General features: G+C 44.8%; 16 protein-coding genes. 11 read left to right on the top strand and 5 right to left on the bottom strand.

Annotation, left to right across the window (positions count from 1 at the left end; genetic code table 11):
* The 5 genes from NFR90_RS11705 to NFR90_RS09195 all read left to right on the top strand — a co-directional run.
* On the top strand, positions 1–481 hold a 481-nt coding region (locus tag NFR90_RS11705; protein ID WP_371873883.1), incomplete at its 5' end, for a transposase.
* 937 nt (positions 482–1,418) lie between these two features.
* A complete protein-coding gene (locus NFR90_RS09205) occupies positions 1,419–2,501 on the top strand; it encodes a helix-turn-helix domain-containing protein (RefSeq protein ID WP_160336370.1) in 1,083 nt (360 codons plus the stop codon).
* A 1,316-nt stretch (positions 2,502–3,817) separates the two neighbouring features.
* The gene (locus NFR90_RS09200) at positions 3,818–5,158 is read left to right on the top strand and encodes an IS3 family transposase (protein ID WP_251452435.1); all 1,341 of its coding nucleotides are present in this window, start codon (positions 3,818–3,820) and stop codon (positions 5,156–5,158) included.
* Positions 5,155–5,277 carry an IS3 family transposase gene (locus NFR90_RS11700; RefSeq protein ID WP_353889447.1) on the top strand — a complete coding sequence of 41 codons (123 nt, stop codon included), beginning with the start codon at positions 5,155–5,157 and terminating at the stop codon, positions 5,275–5,277. Before NFR90_RS09200 ends, NFR90_RS11700 begins: the two co-directional genes overlap by 4 nt.
* Positions 5,278–5,513: 236 nt before the next feature.
* A complete protein-coding gene (locus NFR90_RS09195; RefSeq protein WP_277612807.1) occupies positions 5,514–6,233 on the top strand; it encodes an IS4 family transposase in 720 nt (239 codons plus the stop codon).
* Here the strand turns inward: NFR90_RS09195 and NFR90_RS09190 are convergent.
* Together NFR90_RS09190 and NFR90_RS09185 are read right to left on the bottom strand one after the other, a co-directional pair.
* On the bottom strand, positions 6,210–6,533 hold the full coding sequence (locus NFR90_RS09190) for a hypothetical protein (RefSeq protein ID WP_251452428.1): 324 nt from the start codon (positions 6,531–6,533) through the stop codon (positions 6,210–6,212). The two genes, NFR90_RS09195 and NFR90_RS09190, sit on opposite strands and share 24 nt — an antisense overlap.
* Positions 6,534–7,002: 469 nt before the next feature.
* Positions 7,003–8,262 (bottom strand): dicarboxylate/amino acid:cation symporter, encoded by a 1,260-nt coding sequence (locus NFR90_RS09185; protein WP_160336156.1) that lies wholly within the window; start codon positions 8,260–8,262, stop codon positions 7,003–7,005.
* 240 nt (positions 8,263–8,502) lie between these two features.
* Between NFR90_RS09185 and NFR90_RS09180 the strand changes: the two genes are divergently transcribed.
* From NFR90_RS09180 to NFR90_RS09165, 4 genes are all read left to right on the top strand, one after another.
* Positions 8,503–8,769 (top strand): hypothetical protein, encoded by a 267-nt coding sequence (locus tag NFR90_RS09180; protein WP_251452419.1) that lies wholly within the window; start codon positions 8,503–8,505, stop codon positions 8,767–8,769.
* Between the two features lie 112 nt (positions 8,770–8,881).
* The gene (locus NFR90_RS09175; protein WP_160336158.1) at positions 8,882–9,103 is read left to right on the top strand and encodes a hypothetical protein; all 222 of its coding nucleotides are present in this window, start codon (positions 8,882–8,884) and stop codon (positions 9,101–9,103) included.
* 89 nt (positions 9,104–9,192) lie between these two features.
* A complete protein-coding gene (locus NFR90_RS09170) occupies positions 9,193–9,987 on the top strand; it encodes a hypothetical protein (RefSeq protein ID WP_160336159.1) in 795 nt (264 codons plus the stop codon).
* 121 nt (positions 9,988–10,108) lie between these two features.
* On the top strand, positions 10,109–11,056 hold the full coding sequence (locus NFR90_RS09165) for a DMT family transporter (RefSeq protein ID WP_251452417.1): 948 nt from the start codon (positions 10,109–10,111) through the stop codon (positions 11,054–11,056).
* A 52-nt stretch (positions 11,057–11,108) separates the two neighbouring features.
* On the opposite strand, the gene ribB is transcribed toward NFR90_RS09165, so the two are convergent.
* Both ribB and NFR90_RS09155 read right to left on the bottom strand, forming a co-directional pair.
* Entirely contained in the window at positions 11,109–11,768 is a 660-nt protein-coding gene (ribB, locus tag NFR90_RS09160) for a 3,4-dihydroxy-2-butanone-4-phosphate synthase (protein WP_251452414.1), read from the bottom strand.
* Between the two features lie 81 nt (positions 11,769–11,849).
* The gene (locus NFR90_RS09155) at positions 11,850–13,163 is read right to left on the bottom strand and encodes an NCS2 family permease (RefSeq protein ID WP_251452411.1); all 1,314 of its coding nucleotides are present in this window, start codon (positions 13,161–13,163) and stop codon (positions 11,850–11,852) included.
* Positions 13,164–13,388: 225 nt separating this feature from the next.
* Here NFR90_RS09155 and NFR90_RS09150 point away from each other — a divergent pair, with 225 nt between their 5' ends.
* Positions 13,389–13,826 carry a NifB/NifX family molybdenum-iron cluster-binding protein gene (locus NFR90_RS09150; protein ID WP_251452409.1) on the top strand — a complete coding sequence of 146 codons (438 nt, stop codon included), beginning with the start codon at positions 13,389–13,391 and terminating at the stop codon, positions 13,824–13,826.
* Positions 13,827–13,887: 61 nt separating this feature from the next.
* On the top strand, positions 13,888–14,205 hold the full coding sequence (locus tag NFR90_RS09145) for a hypothetical protein (protein ID WP_251452408.1): 318 nt from the start codon (positions 13,888–13,890) through the stop codon (positions 14,203–14,205).
* 22 nt (positions 14,206–14,227) lie between these two features.
* On the opposite strand, the gene NFR90_RS09140 is transcribed toward NFR90_RS09145, so the two are convergent.
* Positions 14,228–14,443: a hypothetical protein gene (locus NFR90_RS09140; protein ID WP_251452407.1), complete on the bottom strand. Its 216-nt coding sequence runs from the start codon at positions 14,441–14,443 to the stop codon at positions 14,228–14,230.
* Positions 14,444–14,499 lie beyond the last annotated feature (56 nt).

Below are 14,499 nucleotides of genomic sequence, written 5' to 3'. Positions count from 1 at the left end.
CTACGAGATGAGCTTTACCGGTACTCAAGCACGAAAGCATTGCGAAGATATGCGATTCAGAGTGGTCCAATGGTATGACGAAAAAACCGATCGTTGGTTTGAGTTCCTCACCAACAGCAAGGAGTTAACTGCTCCCGAAGTTGCCGACTTGTATAAGGACCGTTGGCAAATTGAGTTGTTCTTTAAACGCATAAAACAGAATCTGGTCATTAAATCGTTCGTAGGGACAACAGAGAACGCAGTTATGACACAGATTTGGACAGCTGCCATAGCCATACTTCTGCTGGAGCTATTGAGGCGCCGTTCCAAGTATAACTGGACGTTTTGCAGATTAGCCAGATACTTCAAGTTAAACCTTATGACCTGTAAATCGCTAGAACATTGGCTTAACAAGCCGGATATAAAGGAATGGGAGAGTCCTCCGGAATCGTCACGGGGCTGTCTCTATTTTCTTGGAGAGGGGGTTGATTTCACCATTTAGACTCCGGCGACGGTAAACCCCGATAAATTCAGATGGCAAGTTTTAAAATCAAATTATTTTGGACAGCAGTGCTTTCAACTACGTTTTCAGACAAAATCTCCCCTAACGCATAGGAAAATACAATAGAAAATAGCAAAGCTTGTTACAGGTAAGGTAAGATCTAAAGAAATCCTGTTTGTTTTACTACTGTTACGAGCTAACTGTCGCAGTCTATGGGGGTAGTTCAAGGCAGGAAACAAGGCTCTGAGCTGAGCAATAGAACCGCAATCAGCGCACTAAAAATGGCACTCAATCTATTCTATGCCAAGCCAGAGGGATAGAAGTTAAAAAAGAAAGCTTGATTCATCACTCAGATCGGGGGGGGTGTAAGCAAAGGATATGTTGAATTACTTCGAGCATCAGGCATATGTATAAGCATGACTGAAAACGGAGATCCAAAAGAAAACTCAATAGCTGAGCGGATCAATTCGACAATCAAAGATTAAATGTTGGGGAGTCGTATGTTTGAAACCCACGAGCAATTAGAGCAAGCATTGTTTGAAGTGGTCTCTTTCTACAACGAGTGCCGACCGCATTTAAGCAATAACTTACTAACTCCGGCAAAGGCAGCAGCTTTAAGAGGGGAGTTAAAGAAGCATTGGAGATCACGTAGGGAGGAGTATCTAAGAGCTAGATAGTGAAGTAAAATTTGTTTATTCCTGCTTTTGGTTGCCAGTAGGCAACACCTCCTGGCAACCAAAAGCAGGAATAAGATCAACAAGGGGTAAACCAATTTCAGGGATTACTCTTTAAACAGTAAACTTTAACTAGGTTTAATATCATCAAGTAGTCAACCGATTTCAGGAAACGACAATGGTCAAAAACAAAATCAATGTGGTGTGCATCTTAGAAGTAGTTGATTATCATTAATCGTTCATTTTGTTCTGGAGAAGGCGCAATGTTTACAAGTGAAAGTTTTATAGCGACACCGCCTGGGGCAACTGTTAAAGAACAATTGAAGGACCGGGGTATCAGTCAAAAAGAATTTGCCGTTCGCATGGGAATGAGCGAAAAGCACATAAGTAAGTTGATAAATGGAGAAGTTCAACTTACTCCAGAAGTTGCGGAACGGTTGGAAATGGTTTTGGGTATCCCTTCTAGATTTTGGAATAAATTGGAAGCCATTTTTCGCGAGAAACTTGCAAAGGTTAGACTTCAAAACGAAATCTCTCAGGATTTAGATATCGCAAATCAGTTTCCTTTTGTTGAAATGGTACGCAAAGGTTGGCTTTCTGAAGTTTCTTCATCGATAGAGAGAGTCATTGAACTGCGAAAGTTCTTTGAAGTTGCAAACTTAGGTATTCTTCTTGGGAATACTTGTTTATCTCGAATAGCTTGTCGGAGACAAGCTCTTACCGAAAAAGGAAATTTTGCTCTGCTTGCTTGGGCTCAGAGGGCAAAGATCGAAGCTAGGTCAATACCGGTTAAAACAATTAATTTAGATGAACTAAGAGATAAACTTCCGAAACTTAGACGTTTAACAACTTTAGATCCTGAACTTTTTTGTCCAGAACTGAAGGAGCTCCTTTCTGAGTGTGGAATTGCGCTTGTGTTTCTTCCCCATATTTCAGGATCTTTTCTTCATGGAGCAACCTTTCGTGACGGGAAAAAAATAGTTATAGGATTAACGGTGCGAGGTAAAGATTCGGACAAATTCTGGTTTAGCTTGTTCCATGAACTTGGTCACGTTCTTCTTGGACACGTAGCTCAAGCTGATGGGGTAACGGAAGAAGAAGAGAATGAGGCTGATTCTTTTGCTAAGGAAATTCTCATACCCACTCCGATATTTACAGCCTTTATCGAAACAAAATGTTTTTCGGAAGATTCTATCCGAACATTTGCAAAAGAAAATGAGGTCCTTTGTGGAATCGTTGTTGGTCGCATGCAAAAAGAAGGCATTATTCCTTTTAATAGATTCAATAAGTTAAAAACCAAGTATTGTTTGAGATCAAAAAATACTTTGCCTCCCAAAGATAATTAATTCCTATTTTTTCTAAATACCGGATTGTATTTATACTGGTCGAATACCAGCTAAATTGCTTGGTTTTTGACCTTTTTATTTGTTCAGGGAGGGGTTGTGATGGAAATATATTGTCTAATTTTTAATCCTTATTTTCTTGTAGAGAAACGAAATCGTACATATCCGAAGCCATAGGGAAAGATTCTGTAGGTCAAAGTCAGGGGAACATAGAAGACCTGAATAGGCGTTATCAATCTTTATCAATAAGAGAGAGGCAAGTTTTGTCTCTGGTAAAAGAAGATTGACAAATTTTTAAATTTGGATTAAGTGAACGCACGGTTGAGAGCCACCGTTTTCACGCTTATGGAAAGCTCGGAATCAAAACGAAGACTTCGGAACAAACTCAATTGAAGGAACTTCCTTCGCGACTCAACCAGTAATTATGAAGACCTAGGTGATTTGGAGTAGCTTTAACTTTTGCGCTCTTAATTATTTCGCATAGGGATTGTCGTTATCTTTAAATTTAGTGAGAGCAAGTGATCCAATCTTCTTAGTTCCTTAAAAGAACTACGCTAATAATGCATACTAAATTGATCGACACAGCATCCAGATTTTCTCAATTCGCGGATTGATAAATGTTGAAATTCTTCATGGTGAGCAGGACCAATCTCTGGAACCCGCCTGGAAATCAAGTTGATTTTGGCAAAATTCTCCCCTAACGCCCTTATTTCAGGCTTTTTAATCAAACTTCATTGCATTGTTGAGGTTAGTTGTAAAAAGGCAGCACTACATGTTTTGGAAGAGGCTTCTCTAGAAATCTCTTCAGGCTGTTGTATGCCGAACAATGACATTCTGCCTATTATGAACTTCAAGAAAGTACTTCCAATGCCTAATAACGCACCATCCTTATAACTTTAACAAGTTGGCCCTTCAGGCTGTCTGGAAGCGCCTTTAGCTTTCTCATAACATATTGGTCTAGATTGCCCTTTAACCTTGTCAGATTCACTTTTGGCTTACAAACTGCACCTTGCCACACAGGCTTTCTTAATATCGAATTTCTTTTTATATTTCAACACCGCAAACGCTATTCTCAACAAAATTTAGCGGCTAATGCGATACTCAATTTTGAACATGGCACGCCCGCCGACAGTTTCTTGTCTATCCACTACTGTCCAAAACAAATTTGAACGATTGACATAGCCCAAATGCAAACATGCTGGCGATCCGATAAAGTTGATTTTTGCGAAATAAACAAACGGAGCTGTTACGCGACAGCATAGAATAGCCGCCTAATGTGAACTGCCCCCTGAAAATGCGACACTTGGCAAGGAGGCACCTTGGCGAGGAAGATATTTTCTCTTGAGACCAAAAGGTTGGTTCAATCCTTATTCGATGAAATGAAGAAGTATCGAGAGATTGAACAACTATCGGGCGTTCCGCAAGATATTTTGCGTTTATGGAAGGCTAAATCCCTCTTGAGCAGTGATTGGATTGCCTCTGAAGAGCGACAATCCCCGCTTTCCGCTATTGAAAGAGAAGAAATAGTTAAGCTGCATGGTCAAGGCCTGTCCTGTACTAAGCTTGCAATTCAATTTGGCGTTTATAGAGGTACTATAAAGTCCGTCATAACCCAGTCCCGAAAGAACGAGATATCCAAAAGGGCCATATCTCGGGCTTTCGCAAGTTCTATTGCGACACAAGTTATTGAAGGGAAGTTTCGTTCCTCACTAAAGACAGCCGAGTTCTATGGTCTGGAACCACGTTCGGTTCAACGGTGGGTTAAATCCGAATTAAAAAATCGCAAAGGACGTGCAATAGTTGGAGGTAGCAGCTACTCAATTACGTCTGTCTTAGCCTATACATTTGCAATCAAAGAGTGGATTACCAAAAACTTTAATTTAAAGGACCACTCTGAATCAAATATTGTCTCAATCGTTGAGTCTTTAAAAGACAAAGGAGTGCCAATAAAGGAGGCCTGCTCCTGGCTAGGAATCCATCGGAGCACGTTTTACAGGAAACGGCAAAAACAATTAAGAGCTGAAGAAGGTGATCCTTTAGTCACTCAGATTTCAGAACTCCAAAAGCGCCGTAATTTTGCTTACGGAGCAAAGCGAATGGCGGTGTATTTGAGCAAACTAAACGGCTTTGCCATTAACCATAAACGCGTCGCCAGACTCATGAGGCTGCATGGCTTAAATTCAAGAGTCCGCCCAAAGCGCAGAATCCATTACAAGACCGAAATGCTTGAGCCTGTTCAGGAACCTTTGTACAACGTGCTGAAACGGGATTTCTCTTCATCCGGCCCGATGACAAAACTTGTCACGGACATGACTTTTGTCCCGGTAAGAGAGGGCTGGGTTGTACTGAGCACGATCAAAGATTTATTTAACCATAAGATAGTTGCTTGGGAAACCGGTTCGAGTGCAACGCTGCAATTAGCGTTAGCTACGTTAAATAAGCTTCCGACGAAGGAAGGACTGCTGCCATCAGATTGTGTCATCCACAGCGATAGAGGTGGAACCTACACAAGTATGTCTTACGTGAAAGCGGTGAGAAAACTCGGAGCTCGTCCGAGCTACTCCAGAAGAGGAAATTGCCTTGACAACGCAAGCATGGAAACGTTTTACGGGCATATGAAGAGTGAAACGTTCCGCAGAATGACTCGCAGGAAAGAATAGAGCTGACGAGAGCAAAGGCTCAGGAAATCATCGATGACTACATCACGTGGTACAACACAGAGCGCATTCAACGCTCTTTAGGGTATGTATCGCCGGAGGAGTTCAAAGGCAGCATGTGATTCCGGATACCGATTGATAGCCGGCTAGTTAGATAATAAAAGTGAGCGCAAAAACCGCTGCGTTAGGGGAGATTTTGTCTTTCAGCTACGCTTTCAGACAAAATCTCCCCTAACGCATAGGAAAATACAATAGGAAATAGCTGAGTTTGTTGCATGTAAGGTAGAATCTAAAGGAATCCTATTTGTTCTACTACTTTTACGAGCTAACTGTCGCAGTCTATGGGGTTAGTTCATTTGTGGGGTACTTAAACTTGTCGTTTGACAAACGGAGCACTAGCTTGCAAAGATCAACGAAATCTATATTTGCTCAACTAGTCCAGCTCATGGGCGGGAAAATTGAGTTTCAAAACTTGGTCAACAAGTACCAATCTGACAAGGGGACTAAGGGCCTTACAACGTGGGGCCAATTTATTGCCATGCTCTTTTGTCAGCTCACAGGCGCAGGCTCATTGCGAGAGATTTCCTACGGTCTCTATTCAAGTCTTGGCAAGCTTAGTCACATAGGTGCAGCCGCGGTATGTCGCTCCACCTTAAGTTACGCCAACAGTAAGCGGCCTTATAAGCTTTATAAGGAGTTTTATTATGTTCTTCTGGAAAAATTCCGGCACGAGATACAAGGACGCCTCGGAAACAAATTCACCAAGCCGGTCTTCAGTTTGGATTCCACGACAATAAGCCTATGTCTTCGCCTGTTTGAATGGGCTCAGCATCGCAGGCGTAAAGGCGGAATAAAGTTTCATACACTTCTGAACAACGATACGTCACTGCCGGAAGTCATCGTGGAAACTACGGCAAAGACGAGTGATATCAAAGGAGCCAAAGGAATATTAGAGAACATCCCTCCCGGCTCTATTGTGGTTATGGATCGAGGCTATAACGATTACACGCTCTTCAAAAGATTAACGGATAAGGGAGTAGTGTTTGTTACTCGTTTAAAAGACAAGCCGCTGCGTTAAGGACTTATCAAGACCGACCCCGATGGCTGCAGGGGCCTTTATGAGATGAAATTTACGGGCGCTAAAGCCAAACTGCACTGCTCTGACACTAACATCAGAGTCGTTCAATGGTTGGACAAAGAAACAAATCGCTGATTTGAATTTCTTACGAATAGCCAAGAAGTAAGCGCCACAGAGGTGGCTGATCTCCACAAGGAGAGTAGAGCTTTTCTTTAAGCGGATCAAGCAAAATTTTGTCATCGATACCTTTGTAGGAACAACTGAAAATGCTGTCATGACGCAGATTTGGACAGCTGCCATAGCAATCTTGTTGCTAGAGCTGATGCGCCGCCGCTCAACTTATAAATGGACTTATTGTAGGCTGGCTAGATACTTCAAACTAAATCTTATGACCTGTAAATGCCTACTCCACTGGCTTAATCAACCTGATATCAAGGAGTGGGAGAAGCCCACGAAGCTTGCACAGCCTTCTTTATTTGATTAGCAGGGGCTTGTTTATGACTTTTAACTTCCTCAGACCTAGATCAACTGTAAATGTTGAGGTCAAAGTTTGAGAGAAAATTATTTTGGACAGCAGTGAATTTTTTTTAGTATTTTGACAGGTTTGTTTTTTCGATGCCGAAAGACGAACTGCGCTGCCGAGGTGTACTAAATTGGGGGTGACGCTCCGTCAGCCGTGTTTGGCTGACATTTTGCTTTTAAGGTGCATCTGCTTAAATAAAGGAAAAAAAGCGCCCGTTAAGGTGCTCTTTAAAATCAACTCACAGACTTAGGGCGCACTTCCAATCTGGTGCGGAGCAGAAAATTTCATATCCTTATTAACTGCGACCGCCACTGAACTATCCGACCAGACATTCAATGTGGTTTCGATCATATCGACAACCGCATAGAAGGGCAGAATGACGCCCATGAGGAGAATCGGAACATTCATGCTCGCAAGCAAGCTCGCTGATAAGAAGAAGCAGCCCATTGGTACACCTGCGTTGCCCACAGCCGCAAGCGTCGCAATGAAAATCCACGCAAAAATAACACCCGGCGTAATCGCAATGCCCGCATTCTGCATCAGATAAATAACAGTGAGGAAGATAAAAGCTGCGCAGCCGTTCATGTTAATCGTTGTGCACATCGGCAGAACAAATTCTGCGATTTTGGGATTGACGTGCAGATTATTTTCTGAACTCGAAATCGTGAGTGGCAGTGTGGCGGCTGATGACTTCGAAAAAAACGCAAGTGTAAGCGCAGGGAACATGCCTTTGGCCACCTTGATCGGATTAAGTCCCTTGACAAGAAGAAATGCCGGAAGAATGACGAACATCTGCAACAGGTTGGCGGCAATCACTATCGCAAAATAGGTGCCGAGGCCGCCTAAATCCATTCCGTGAGATACTTCCTGAGCCAATACTGCAACAAATCCGAAAATACCGACCGGCAAAACCAAAATTAGCCAGTTCACTAATTCAAATAAAACTTTCTGCAGCGCGGAAAAGAACCGGATCATCAAATCCTGACTGTCGCCATTCGGGAGCCTAGAAATCGCAATGCCAACAGAGGCGGCGATTAAAAGAACGGAGAGAACGTTAGCAGTCTGGAACGGCGTGACAAAGTTGTCCGGAACAATGCTCTGTAAATAATCAAGGTAAGAAACGCCCGCAATCTTGTGGACGGTCTCACTCGTAACATTGGCGACGGAGACATTGGCAGGACGCATGATGATGTAAAGCGCAGCTGCAAGCGTCGCGGCAAGAATTGTCGTCAGCAGTGTATAAAAAATTGTGTGCTTAAAAATCTTTCCGCCTTCTTTATTTTGAGAAAGAGTTGAAAGCGAAGTAATAATGGAAACACAAATAATCGGAATACTTAAGAACTTAAACAACCGAATAAAAACAGTACTAATGAAGTGCGCGGCCGTCATAACATACGGCTCCTGCCACACGCCTGCGATCACGCCAAGAGCAATTGCAGCGAGGTAAGCAATCATCACGCCCAGTATATTTCGCTTGAACGCTGATTGCAGCTGAGGGGTAGACATGTTTAATCCTTACTATATGTTTTGAGTTTATTTTTTCATTATGTCTCGAATAAGTTGTAAAAAATTAAGCCGAGAAAGCATTTTGAGAATTGTTTGAAATTAAGACAAAAAAATTGATATTCATGAGCTCAGAGAGGCGTGGCTGTCTTAATAACTTACAAGTTAAAGGGATATCTATGAGATTTATTAAGTATAAACCCTGTATAAAAATAATTGAGTTAACGCATAGAGGTTTTATATATGCTCAAAAAATTATCTCTGACACTGCTTGCCGCTGTTTTCTTCAGTTTCTCCGCAGCGCCGATTCAGGCTGCTGCAGAGGAGCGATCGATAGCCCAAAAGGTTGGAGACACGCTTCACTCAATAGCTCAGAATCTAAAGGAAGAAAGTGGTCAAAATAAAATCAAACACTCTCCGGATGAGGAACGGAAAATAGAAAAAATTCAGGAGCAGAACGCCAAAGAACACTTTAGTTCTGACGAAGCTCAGAAAAATGAAAAGAAGTAACGGCTTCTTTTCATTGTCCCTCTCGCCGTGTTCCCATTTTTAGCACGGTCCGAAGTTACTAACCCACCGAAAAGAATAAAGTCTAAGCATCTTTTAAAAAGGAGTGTTTTAGATGAACAAAGCAGTAAAAAAACTCGCCGAAGAAAAACAGCAGCAGGAAACCGTTGATCTGATGGGCGCTGATATCGAAGCGGCTACCGACTGCGGTCCTGTCAGCAAAAAGACGGAAAAGAAAGAAAAGGAAAAAGCCGAGCAGGCCGAAACTGAAGCTCTGATGGACGCTGAAGTTGAGGCTGCGACTGACTGCGGCTGCGGTTGCGGCTGCAGCAAATAAAAAGAACGTGCCTAAGCACCGCAATATGTATTGAATCCTGGCCTGAGTGCTGAAACTCAGGAAGGAAAATTTTGTTGGAGGAGTTCAAAATGGTTCAAGTACCTGAAGTTTTTACCAAATTCGTAAGTTCTTTTGCCGGATGCATGGGCGGAAATCCTGATGCTCCGATCTGGCTCGTCTGCGACCATTCATTTAAATGTGATCTTCCGATGGCCCCGACCGTCAAGTTTGCTAATCCTCAAACCGATGTAAACAAGCTGCTTCGTCCCCTCCAGTGCGGATGTAAGTTCTCAGAATCCGTTGGTCGTTTGGTGAATGCAATTGTCGGCAATGAACCTTCTCAGGTAGGCAAAGTATTTAGTCCAGCCGGAGAAGAAAAACAGCAGCCCGTCCTGATGCTTTCTGCCTCTCCGGTTTGTATCGGTCTGCTCGAGCCGCAGGCTTGGATCGAGAAACCTGCCGTCAAGACGGATAAAGGCGTCGTCACAATGGCTGAATACACAGGACTGCCGACCTTTAAGGATTTCATCAATTTCTTAATTGAAACCAGAGGCGCGCTCTTCCGTCAGACTGAAGAAGAAAAGTCTCCAAAGATTATCCTTTGCCGCGATATGCTGAAGGCAAATGACTACTTCAAGATGTTCGGCGCAGACCGCACGAATGTTCAGGCAAATGATTTCTTCCTGATGGCGCCTGTTAAGAGAGAAGACGGATCCGTCCGTACGCTTTTGTTTGTCACCGATATGCTTGGTTTCGGCGCGGACAACATGAACTTTGAAAACGAACTCGAACTTCGTCAGGCTGGCGAAGAAATTCGTCACTATGCGCACAATGTGTTCGGTGACGGATGGCTTGGAAATTACGCAGGAGTTTTTCTGAAGTAATACCGAGTAAGTAAATATAGGCTCGATCGGTTCAGTCAGCCGGTCGGGCTATTTTTATGCTCGATTTTGTTTAAGGCCGCTTTACTAAGGCAGAATTACAAAAAAATTAGTGAAGTTGAAAATGTCTCATACCACAGCAGCTGTTAAATTAAATAACGACCAAAGAGCAAAATCGCTTTTTGCGGTTTTGTTAGCCATACTCGCCAGTATTTTTTGGGGCGCTATGGGCGTTTGCGTTCAGTACCTTTTTGAAACATCCGACATTACACCACTAAATTTGGTCTCAATGCGGCTGCTGCTTGCGGGTATCCTGCTGGTTGCGCTAAATCTGTTTTTCGTCAGAAAAAAGATGCTCGGCGTATTTTCTTCTCCAAAAGCTGTACTCGGTATTGTGCTGAGCGGGTTTGAAGTTCTATTCGCGCATCTGACGTTCTTTTTTGCGATTTATTATTCCAACGCCGGTACCGGAGCGATTTTTCTTGCACTGGTTCCGCTGCTTGCCGGAATCTATTTATACCTTCGAGGCAAGAAAGGTTTTACTTCTATTGAAGTGCTTTGCTGTGTCATCTCATTTCTCGGAGTTGTTTTTATCGTCTCAAAAGGAGATCTAACCAGTTTTGACTTTAATTGGAATACGGTTTTCTGGGGGCTCGTTTCCGCGGTATTTGCAGTGATTTATTCCATACAGCCTAAGCCTCTCATAGAAAAATACGGCGTAGAGCCCGTGGTGAGCTGGGGTATCTTTGTTGCCGGAATCGCTTCATTTATCGCGCTGCGTCCGATTGATGCGATGCTTTCTTTGACACCAAACAGTTGGCTTGCGCTCGGTTTTATTGTGGTCTTCGGAACGGCTGCTGCGTTTTGGATGTATCTGTACAGTCTTAAATATCTTTCTCCGGTCGTTGTCGGTCTGATCGTTTGTGTAGAGCCGCTTTCCGCCTTTCTCTTCGGCGTAATGTTCATGAATCTGCACCTAGGACTTTTAGAAACACTTGGCGTCATCATGGTATTAGCCAACGTTGTGATCCTTTCCTGCGTCCCTGCTAAACCCAAACCGATTGCAAATTAAAAAGCCGCCCCGGTAAAAAAAGGAGCGGCTTAAGCATGATAATTTTGTCTGGTTAAATGTTCTTGGCCTCTCGATAAGTCACAAGGTCTTCAACCGTAATGACCGTCAGATCGTGCTTTCTGGAAAACGCGATCGTTTCGGGAAGACGGGCCATGGTTCCGTCTTCATTCATGAGTTCGCAGAGTACACCGCAGGGGTTGAGTCCTGCAAGACGCATCAAATCAACCGTGCACTCTGTATGGCCGCGTCTTTCAAGGACGCCGCCGGAGCGGGCGCGAAGCGGGTAGACGTGGCCCGGACGAAGCAGATCTTCTGGTCTGCCTTTGGGGTTCGCAGCAGCCTTAATAGTCGTGACTCGGTCTTTGGCGCTGACACCGGTGGTGCAGCCGTGCGCTGCCTCAATAGAAACGGTAAAAGCGGTTCCCTGCGTATTGCTGTTGCTCTGAACCATTTGAGGCAGGTCCAGCCGCTTGCAGTCTTCATCATGAAGACAGACACAGATGATTCCGGAACATTCCCGAATCATAAGCGCCATCTGCTTTTCGGTCAGATGGTCCGCGGAGTAAATTAAGTCCGCCTCGTTCTCACGATTTTCATCGTCCAGCACTAATACGCCTTTGCCGGCCCTGAGATCAGCAAGCGCTTTTTCAACGCGTTCAATCGGTGTGCTGCCGAATTGATCAAGAGTAAGTTCTTCAGCGGTTTCCAACATTTTTAAATATCCTTTTCAGTAAATCCGTATTTTCGTTATTGTCTGACGAAACAGGCGCAATTGTATCCAAGTCGGCGCATTTTAGTGAGACACAAGAATGCCGCAGAAAACGATCGCAAGAATCCCCATGGTGAGAGAAATCTCTTTAGCTTTGCCGCATAAAAGTTTGAGCAGTACAAAGCTGATAACACCAAAACCCAAACCGGTGGCGATGTTGAACGTAAAGGGCATCATGAAGATCGTGAAGAAGCAGGGGACTCCGGTGGAAACATCGTGGAAATTAATTTTCGTCACGGTTCCCTGCATCATCATGTAGCCGACAAGGATCAGCACGCACGCGGTCGCAAAGGCGGGAACCAGCGTAAGCAGAGGCGTAATAAAGAGTGTAAGGACAAAGAAACCGGCCAAAAAGAGAGCGCATAAACCGGTTCTCGCGCCCGCTTCGATGCCGACAGCGCTTTCCAAGATAGCGGTAGAGGTCGGCGTGCCGATTAAGCCTGCACCCATCGTCGCGACAGAGTCGGAAATCAGCGCTCTGTCCAAACCCGGAATCTCGCCGCCTTTACCCATGAATCCCGCACGGAAGGAGAGCCCGATAAGCGTCGACATGTTGTCAAAGAGATCAACCATCGTAATGGAGAAGAGCACGCCGACAATGCCGACCGTCATCATGGTTTTAAAGTCCACCTGGAAGATTGTCTCTGTCGGGAAAATCTTAAAATCGGCGGAGAACATCTTGGAGACACCGTCGGTAGGTGTGACGCCTAAAGCTACGCCCAATACCGCTACTGCCAGAATTGCGATCAGCATTCCGAGGCGAACACCTTTATTAATCAGAACGCCTGCGATGATCACGCCGAGAATGGTCAGGTAGGCCTGAGGGGCAAGCATATTTCCGAGTCCGATCATAGTGGACTGGCTCGGAACAACGATTCCGGCGTTTTTCAGACCGATAATCGTGATGAACGCGCCAATACCTGCAACGATCGCAAGCTTTAGATCCAGCGGTATGGACTGTATGATCGCCTGTCGAACTCTGGTCACGGTAAGCAGGAAGAATACAAAGCCTGAAATAACGACGGCCGCGCACGCCGCTTGCCACGAAAGTCCCATTGCGCCGCAGACGTAATATGCGAAATACGCTGAGATTCCCAGGCCGGGTGCGACCACGATCGGGAAATTCGCAATAAAGGCGATCATAACGGTTCCGAGGATCGCCGCCCAAATCGTTGCCACCGTAGCATCCGCAATCGGCATTCCGGCGTCAGAAAGCATGCCGGGAACCACAATAAAAAGGTAGCAGACTGCGAGGTAGGCCGATATTGCTCCGAGGAATTCTGTTTTTACATTAGAGCCGCGCTCAGAGATCTTAAAAAAACGATCAATTGCATTCATTTTACAGAGTTTGACAAGAGAAACTTTTAAAGCCTGATTCTAGTTTCGTTTGATCCCTAAATCCCGAATCAGCTGCTCGGTCTGATACACAAATATTTCAGCCGTATCAATATATAACGGTTCGTTACATTTAATCTTTTTTATAAAATTGGCTTAATTTGTTGAAGCGCCAGTGTTGTTAAAATGAACCACACGTTTTAACGCTGAATAATTTAGGAGAATTACATGAAATTCGCGACTCCCTACGAGAATGGAGAAATTTGCCAGCATTTTGGCAGAGCGCCTCAGTTTAAGATTTTTGAAGTGACTCCTCAGGGTGTTCAGGAAGCTGTTATTGTGGATACACAGGGAAGCGGCCATGCGGCTATCTCTGAATTTTTAGCAGCTCAGGGCGTTCAGGCCGTACTTTGCGGCGGCATCGGACACGGTGCGCTTGTCGCACTTGCGCAGCTTGGTATTGATGTTGTTCCGGGTGTGAGCGGAAATCCCGATGAAGCAATTCAGCAGCTGATTGATGGAACACTGCAGCCTGCCGGGATGGGCTGCGGATGCGGCTGCGGAGGACATGGTCACCATGAACACGGTGAGGGCGGCTGCGGATGCGGCGGTCATGGCCATGATAAGGGTCACGAAGCAGGCGGATGCTGCTGCGGCCATCACTAATCTTTAATCGTCATTATTAAAACCTCGCAAAGCGTTAAGCCGAGCGAGGTTTTTTACTTGGTTGGCGCTCACCGAAAGCGCACAAGCTGCCGGCGGCCGGAATTCCAACGGCAAAGACAATATTTACAACTACGCCGCTAAGTTTGACTACGGCAAGTTCTCCGCAATGGGAAGCTACCTCTTCCGCAAGTTCAGTCCCGACGGACAGGATGCCTCTTGGAACAACCAGTACCTGAACTTTGCTGCAAGCTATGACTTCGGTGTCACAAAGCCGGTTGTTCAGTTCACGAAGAAATTCACGAACGACGAAACCAATTCTGCTAATTTCTGGATGGCCAGATCGGTACTTCCACACCGCTCTTCGGCGGCAAGTGGATGATTTCCGGCTCCTATATGAAGGATCAGACTCGTTCTGACGCAAACGCCTGGTCGCTTATCCGCTCTCCAAACGCACTCGCATTTACGGCGGTGTTGAAGCGGTCTTTAACGATCGTAACGCCGGTTACGCAATTGAAGCGGGTCCCGACAGCTCTCTGCACTTTAACCTCGGCGGCAATGAATACGGCACAGACTACACAGGCGACAACGTCGTTCAGTTCTTTGTCGGTATGAACCATCAGTTCTAATTCAATTAACTAATTGAATGAAAGAGCCCGGGAGCTTCTTAACCTCT

Origin of the sequence: Parasutterella muris, from assembly GCF_943193095.1 — a bacterium.
GTDB lineage: Bacteria > Pseudomonadota > Gammaproteobacteria > Burkholderiales > Burkholderiaceae_F > Parasutterella > Parasutterella muris.
The sequence above is the reverse complement of the archived record's forward strand: the minus strand, read 5'-3'. Positions and strand labels throughout refer to the sequence as shown.

Excerpts from the sequence above, each read along its gene's own strand:
- NFR90_RS09140 (WP_251452407.1), bottom strand. The coding sequence starts at position 14,443 with ATGGTTCATACCGACAAAGAACTGAACGACGTTGTCGCCTGTGTAGTC.
- NFR90_RS09175 (WP_160336158.1), top strand. The coding sequence starts at position 8,882 with ATGAACAAAGCAGTAAAAAAACTCGCCGAAGAAAAACAGCAGCAGGAA.
- NFR90_RS09150 (WP_251452409.1), top strand. The coding sequence starts at position 13,389 with ATGAAATTCGCGACTCCCTACGAGAATGGAGAAATTTGCCAGCATTTT.
- NFR90_RS09170 (WP_160336159.1), top strand. The coding sequence starts at position 9,193 with ATGGTTCAAGTACCTGAAGTTTTTACCAAATTCGTAAGTTCTTTTGCC.
- NFR90_RS09185 (WP_160336156.1), bottom strand. The coding sequence starts at position 8,262 with ATGTCTACCCCTCAGCTGCAATCAGCGTTCAAGCGAAATATACTGGGC.
- NFR90_RS09165 (WP_251452417.1), top strand. The coding sequence starts at position 10,109 with ATGTCTCATACCACAGCAGCTGTTAAATTAAATAACGACCAAAGAGCA.
- NFR90_RS09155 (WP_251452411.1), bottom strand. The coding sequence starts at position 13,163 with ATGAATGCAATTGATCGTTTTTTTAAGATCTCTGAGCGCGGCTCTAAT.
- NFR90_RS09205 (WP_160336370.1), top strand. The coding sequence starts at position 1,419 with ATGTTTACAAGTGAAAGTTTTATAGCGACACCGCCTGGGGCAACTGTT.
- NFR90_RS09180 (WP_251452419.1), top strand. The coding sequence starts at position 8,503 with ATGCTCAAAAAATTATCTCTGACACTGCTTGCCGCTGTTTTCTTCAGT.
- ribB (WP_251452414.1), bottom strand. The coding sequence starts at position 11,768 with ATGTTGGAAACCGCTGAAGAACTTACTCTTGATCAATTCGGCAGCACA.
- NFR90_RS09190 (WP_251452428.1), bottom strand. The coding sequence starts at position 6,533 with ATGGCAGCTGTCCAAATCTGCGTCATGACAGCATTTTCAGTTGTTCCT.